We start from the raw sequence: 5669 nt of genomic DNA on the forward strand, positions 1-5669 counted from the left end.
CAGGGGCGGAACGCCGCATCAGCCCAGCAGCGCGGGCAGTTCGGCGATCGAGCCGAGGACGTGGGTGGCGCCGTCGGCCCGCAGCCGGGCCTCGTCGTGGGCGCCGGTGAGGACGCCCGCGACGACCGGGGCGCCGGCCCGGGTGCCGGTCAGCATGTCGTAGCCGGTGTCGCCGGCGACGGCGATCTGGCGGACCGAGTCGGTGCCGGTGCGCAGCAGGGCGGTGAGCGCGAGGTCGGGGTACGGGCGGCCGCGGCCGGCCTCGGCGGGGCAGAGGGTCAGGTCGGCGACGGACCGCCAGCCGAGGGCGTCCAGGATGCGGTCCTGGGTGGCCCGGGAGAAGCCGGTGGTGAGGACCACCTTGCGGCCCTGGCCGCGCAGTTCGGCGATGGCCTCGGCGGCGCCGGGCAGGGCGGCGCAGTGCCCGGCGTCGACCAGGTCGTGGTAGGCGGCCTCGAAGGCGGTGTTGGCCCGCTGGGCCTTCTCCTCCGCGCCGAACAGGTGCCGGAAGACGGAGATCTTGGACTCGCCCATGGTGGCCCGGACGTGGGCCAGCATCGGGTCGAACTCCGGGCTGCCGGCCTCGACGCCGAGCGCCGCGGCGGCCGCGGTGAAGGCCTGCTCGACGAGACCGTCGTCGGCCACGGTGGTGCCGGCCATGTCGAGCACGACCAGGCGGATGTCTGCGGTCACAGCGGTATCGGTCACAGCGGTGTTGCTCACAGCGGTGTTGCTCACAGCGGCGCTCCTTACAGGTTGGCGAGGTCGGCGGTGGTCTCGGCGATGGCGGGCGAGCAGGTCATGCCGCGGCCGCCGGGGCCGGTGACCAGCCAGACGCCGTCGCGCACGCGCTCGCGGTGGACGACCCGGGTGGTGTCGACGCACTGCGCGTACACCCCGGCCCAGCGGCGGCGGATCCGCGGCATCGGGCGGCCGAGCAGGTCCTCGACGACGCCGACCAGGTGGTCGTACGGGTCCTCGACGACGTCGAAGCCGAACGGCTGGTCGTACTCGTGGGTGTCGCCGATGGTCAGGCCGCCGTCGCGGCGCTGGACCATCAGCAGCTGCATCCGGTGCTCGGCGGCGACGGGCGGCTGCGGCTGGGTCTCGCGCAGCCGGTCCAGGGCGGTGCCGGCGAAGGCGGGGTAGTAGCGGAAGCTGTCGCCGTCGGCGACGGAGGTGGTGAGGGTCTCGCCGAGCGGGTCGGTCTGCATCATCTGGAGCCGCACCCGGCGGACCGGCAGGGCGGGGGCGAGTTCGCGGACCAGGCCGCCGAGCCAGGCGCCGGTGCAGAGGACCACCAGGTCGCCGGTGTGGACGTCGCCGTGGTCGTCGCGGACGGCGTTCTCGCCGACCACCTCGCGCACCTCGCGCCCGGGCAGGAAGGTGTACCGGCCGGTGGCCTCCAGGGCGGCGCGCAGCGCGGGCTGGGCGGTGCGGGGTTCGACGGCGGCGTCGCGCCCGCACCACAGGGCGCCGAGCAGCTTGCCGCGCAGGGCCGGGTTGGCGGCGCGGGTCTCGTCCGGGTCGAGCAGCCGGTAGCCGCGGGCGGCGGCGTCCGGCAGGGCCAGAGCCTGTTCGGCGACGGCGAGTTCGGCCTCGGTGCGAATCGCGGTGAGCGATCCGTTGGCCCGGAAGCCGAGGTCCGGGACGCGGGCGCCGATGGACTCCCACAGTTCGCGGGCGCGCAGCGCGGTGTCCAGTTCCTCGCCCTGCGCGCGGCCGCTGACCCAGACCAGGCCGAAGTTGCGCACCGAGGCGCCGCGCGCCTCGGTCTCGCGCTCCAGGTGGACGACCTCGTGGCCGCGTTCGACGGCCTGCCAGGCGTGCATGCTGCCCAGGACGCCTGCTCCTACGACGATGACTCTCATGCGTCCAGGCTGGTGCGCCCGGGTGTCCGAGGGGCGTCGGGACGCCGTCCCGCAGATGAACCACCTGGGAAGTTGTACAGACAACCCGTCGGCCACCCCGAGGCCGCCGCGGCGGCTACGACCGCACCACCCGGGCCCGCAGGTAGTTGCGCCGCCCGAAGTTCGGCTCGTCCACCGCCGTCAGCTCCTCCACCTGGAACCGGTACAGCGCCGCCGCCCCGCCCCCGGTCAGGAACTGCCGCCGGACCTCCTCGTCCCGCGCGAAGACCGGGTAACGCCCCTGGTAGGCGGCCAGCGCCGCCTCGGCCTGCCGCCCCCAGGCCTCGCTCGCGCTGCCGGTCAGCTGGAGGCCGCGCAGCTGCTCGCCGAAGACCGGCGGCGGCAGGAAGACGGTGGCGGCGGCCCGGGCCTCCTCGGCCAGGTGGTGGCTGTGCCGGGTGGAGCGCTCGCTGACGAAGTAGAGGACGAGGTCGTCGTCGTACGCGAAGAAGGCCAGGTTGGCGTGCGGGCCGTGCTCGTGGCCCGCGGTGGCGAGGGTGAGCACCATGGCCTCGGCCAACAGCCCCTCGACGCCCTTGTGCAGCAGGTCGCCCGGCCAGTCCCCCTGCGTGATGTCGAGTCGGTACGGCATTCGGCACTCCCTCCGCTGGCACGCCCGGCGCCCGCGCGCCCGAGCACGACTGAGCCGGGCGGGCGCCCCCCGAAGGAGGCTCCACGCCCGGCTCACATGCTCCACCCGCCGTCCGAGACCGGACAAGGGGCAGGGGCGGAAGTCCGGCTCAGCGCTGCCGGGACTCGTACGACGCGTACCCGCGGGCCACGACCGGCGGCTGCCCCGGTCCGAGCAGCGGCCGCAGCGCGCCCGCCCGCATCCGGTCCACCAGCGGACCGCAGCGCCCGGCGAGCGGCGCCAGCACCGCCGCGGCCAGCAGCCCGACCAGCGCGCCCACCGCCACGTCGTGCGGGTAGTGCACGCCGACCCAGACCCGGGAGGCGGCCATCAGCACCGCGAACAGGCCGGCCACCAGGCCGAGCCGCCGGTTGACGAACCAGAGCGCGGTCGCGGCGGCGAAGGCGATCACCGAGTGGTTGCTCGGGAAGGACCAGTCCCCGGTGCCCGGGCAGGTCTCCAGCGAGACGCTGCCGGGGATCTGCGCGCACGGCCGGAGTTCCTCGACCGCGCCCTTGAACACCGAGTTGACGCCGTACGCGACGACCACGATCAGCGGCGAGGCGAGCACCCTGGCCATCACGGCCGAGTCCGCGCCGCGCGCCCGCCACCAGGCGTAGAGCATGAAGACCGCGAACAGCCCGAGGCCGAGCGCCGACCAGACCTTGATCAGCTCGTCCAGCCAGTGCGGCGCCGACTGCGCCCAGCCGTTGACCCGGGTGTACAGGCCGCCGTCGATTCCGCTGCCGTCGTACACGGCGAGCGCCCTGGAGGGCGTCACATGTCACCTCCGTGACGTCGCGCCTTACGGGCGCGGAACAGTTCGAGAACAATAGGGAGCACGGAGACAACTACTACCAGACCGATGATCGGCAGCAGGTACTGGTCGATGCCGGGGATGGACGAGCCCAGCCCGTACCCGGCGAACACCACTCCGACCGTCCAGACCACGCCTCCGACCACCTGCCACAGGGTGAACGAGCGGACCGGCACGTCGAGCACGCCGCAGAGCGGATTCAGCACCGTTCGGACCACCGGGATGAACCGGGCGAGCACGATCGCCTTGCCGTGGCCGTACTTGGCGAGCAGCTCCTCGGCCCGCGCCACGCCCTCCAGCAGGCTCTTGCGCCTGGTCCGGCCGAGCAGCGCCCGGCCGCCGCGCCGGCCGATCAGGTAGCCGACCTGGGCGCCGACGAGCGCGCCGACCAGGGCGGCGGGCAGCACCTGCCACAGGTGCAGCTGCGGGCCCTTGGTGGCGCCGGGCACGCAGAGCAGCCCCGCAGTGAACAGCAGCGAGTCGCCGGGCAGGAAGAAGCCCACCAGCAGCCCGGTCTCGGCGAACAGCACGACGGCGATGCCGAGCGCGCCGAAGGCGGCGAGCAGTGAGGACGCGTCCAGCGGGTTCACCGCGAGGTGAACGGCCGGATCGGCGAGGAACTGGAGCAAGGCCGACGGACCTCCCGTACGTTGGAGGGCGGTTCGCACCGAACCCGCCCGGACCGTCTACAGTTGCGTAGACGGTCTACACGACTGTAGACGATACTTGGAGGAAGCGCCGCCATGCCCGACGTACCGTCCGCCCGCCGGCCCGCCGGGGAGCTGGAGGCCGAGGTGCTGGCCGCCCTCTGGTCCGCCCGGCAGCCGATGACGCCGCAGGACGTCCAGGCCGCGCTCGGCGGGGACCTTGCCCGCACCACCATCGCGACGATCCTGGCCCGGCTGTTCGACAAGGGGACGGTCGAGCGCACCCGGGCCGGCCGCGCCTACGCCTACACCCCGACCGTCCAGGACACCGCCGGGCTCGCCGCCCGCCGGATGCACACCGAGCTCGGCCGCGAGACCGACCGCTCCACCGTGCTGGCCCGCTTCGTCTCCGACCTCTCCGCCGAGGACGAGCAGCTGCTGCGCGACCTCCTCGGCGACGGCAACCCCGGGGCTCAGACACCGGGAACGGCGGGCCGATGATGCTCGCCGTCTGGGTCCCCCTGCTGCTGCCCTTCCTGGCCGCCCCGCTGGCCCGCCGCCTCGCCGATGCGCTGCCGCCGCGGGCCGCCGCCTGGATGCTGGCCGGCAGCGCCGCCGTCCTGGCCGGCGGCACCCTCTGCTCGCTCGGCCTGCTGGCCGCCGCCGGACTGCTCCAGCTCCCGCCGGTCGCCGCCCTCGGCCACCTCTCGCTGCCCTGGCTCACCGCTGCCGCGCCCGACGCGCCGTTCCCGGCCGCGCTGGCCGCCCTGGCCCTCCTCGCGCTCGGCGCCCTGGCGGTGCGCACCGCCCGCCGACGGCTGCGGGAGCTGCGCGCCGCCCGGGCCGCGCTCCCGGCCGACGCGCACCGCACGGAGCCCTCCGACGGCCCCCGTCCGGACCGTGGACCTTCCCCCGCCCGGCATCCGGACACGCGCCCCCCGCGCGCCTCCGTGCGCCGGTCACGCCCCCCGGCATGGCCGGCCGCGCGCCTCCGGCCCGCCGCCCTGCTGCGGCCCGCCGACCACCCGCTCACCGTCCTGGACGACGAGTGCGCCGACGCCTTCGCCCTGCCCGGCCGCCTGGGCCGCCCCGGCCGACCGGGCGAGCCCGGCCGGATCGTGGTCACCTCCGGCATGCTGCGCGCCCTCAGCGGCCCCGAGCGCTCCGCCCTGCTCGCCCATGAACGGGCCCACCTGACCGCCCGCCACCACCTCTTCCTCGCCCTCGCCGAGCACGCCGCCGACGTCCACCCGGCACTCCGCCCGCTGCGCGCACCCCTCGGCTACCACCTGGAGCGCTGGGCCGACGAGGTGGCCGCCGCCCGGGTCGGCGACCGAGCCGTCACCGCCCGCGCGGTCGGCCGGGCCGCCCTGGCCGCGAGCCGCTCCCCCTGGCCGGCCCGCCCCCGGCTGGTCGCCGCCGCCCACTCCGGCCCGGTCCCGCGCCGGGTCGCCGCACTGCTCCAGCCCCGCCCGGCCACCGCCCCCGGCACCTGGCTGCGGGCCGCCGCCGTGGCCCTGGCCGCCTGCCTGGCGCTGAGCACCGGCGCCGCCCTGGAGGCCGGCGCCGACCTGCACCACACCGTGGAGGCGGCCCAGCAGGGCTCCGGCGCGCAGCGCTGACCCCGTCCGGCCGTCAGGTGGTACGGCGGTACGGAACGCGGG

The 5669-nt window shown here is 75.8% G+C and carries 7 protein-coding genes; 2 read left to right on the plus strand and 5 right to left on the minus strand.

Annotated elements, in window-relative coordinates; translation table 11 throughout:
* Nucleotides 1-18: 18 nt before the first annotated feature.
* From ACFU7Z_RS35165 to ACFU7Z_RS35185, 5 genes are all read right to left on the minus strand, one after another.
* Nucleotides 19-738, minus strand: a complete 720-nt coding sequence (locus ACFU7Z_RS35165) for a phosphonatase-like hydrolase (protein WP_274538672.1) — start codon at nt 736-738, stop codon at nt 19-21.
* Between the two features lie 11 nt (nt 739-749).
* A complete protein-coding gene (locus ACFU7Z_RS35170) occupies nt 750-1871 on the minus strand; it encodes a TIGR03364 family FAD-dependent oxidoreductase (protein ID WP_049654265.1) in 1122 nt (373 codons plus the stop codon).
* Nucleotides 1872-1986: 115 nt separating this feature from the next.
* Nucleotides 1987-2502 carry a pyridoxamine 5'-phosphate oxidase family protein gene (locus tag ACFU7Z_RS35175; RefSeq protein WP_049654261.1) on the minus strand — a complete coding sequence of 172 codons (516 nt, stop codon included), beginning with the start codon at nt 2500-2502 and terminating at the stop codon, nt 1987-1989.
* Nucleotides 2503-2650: 148 nt separating this feature from the next.
* Nucleotides 2651-3322 (minus strand): phosphatase PAP2 family protein, encoded by a 672-nt coding sequence (locus tag ACFU7Z_RS35180; protein ID WP_380782060.1) that lies wholly within the window; start codon nt 3320-3322, stop codon nt 2651-2653.
* Nucleotides 3319-3987: a DedA family protein gene (locus ACFU7Z_RS35185; protein WP_375873259.1), complete on the minus strand. Its 669-nt coding sequence runs from the start codon at nt 3985-3987 to the stop codon at nt 3319-3321. The genes ACFU7Z_RS35180 and ACFU7Z_RS35185 overlap by 4 nt, the downstream gene beginning before the upstream one ends.
* 114 nt (nt 3988-4101) lie before the next feature.
* On the opposite strand from ACFU7Z_RS35185, the gene ACFU7Z_RS35190 reads away from it, so the two are divergent.
* Together ACFU7Z_RS35190 and ACFU7Z_RS35195 are read left to right on the plus strand one after the other, a co-directional pair.
* Nucleotides 4102-4506 (plus strand): BlaI/MecI/CopY family transcriptional regulator, encoded by a 405-nt coding sequence (locus ACFU7Z_RS35190; protein WP_049654255.1) that lies wholly within the window; start codon nt 4102-4104, stop codon nt 4504-4506.
* Nucleotides 4503-5627 carry a M48 family metalloprotease gene (locus ACFU7Z_RS35195; RefSeq protein WP_380782061.1) on the plus strand — a complete coding sequence of 375 codons (1125 nt, stop codon included), beginning with the start codon at nt 4503-4505 and terminating at the stop codon, nt 5625-5627. Before ACFU7Z_RS35190 ends, ACFU7Z_RS35195 begins: the two co-directional genes overlap by 4 nt.
* The last annotated feature ends 42 nt before the right edge of the window (nt 5628-5669 follow it).

It is taken from the genome of Kitasatospora sp. NPDC057518 (assembly GCF_042802075.1).
Classification (GTDB): domain Bacteria; phylum Actinomycetota; class Actinomycetes; order Streptomycetales; family Streptomycetaceae; genus Kitasatospora.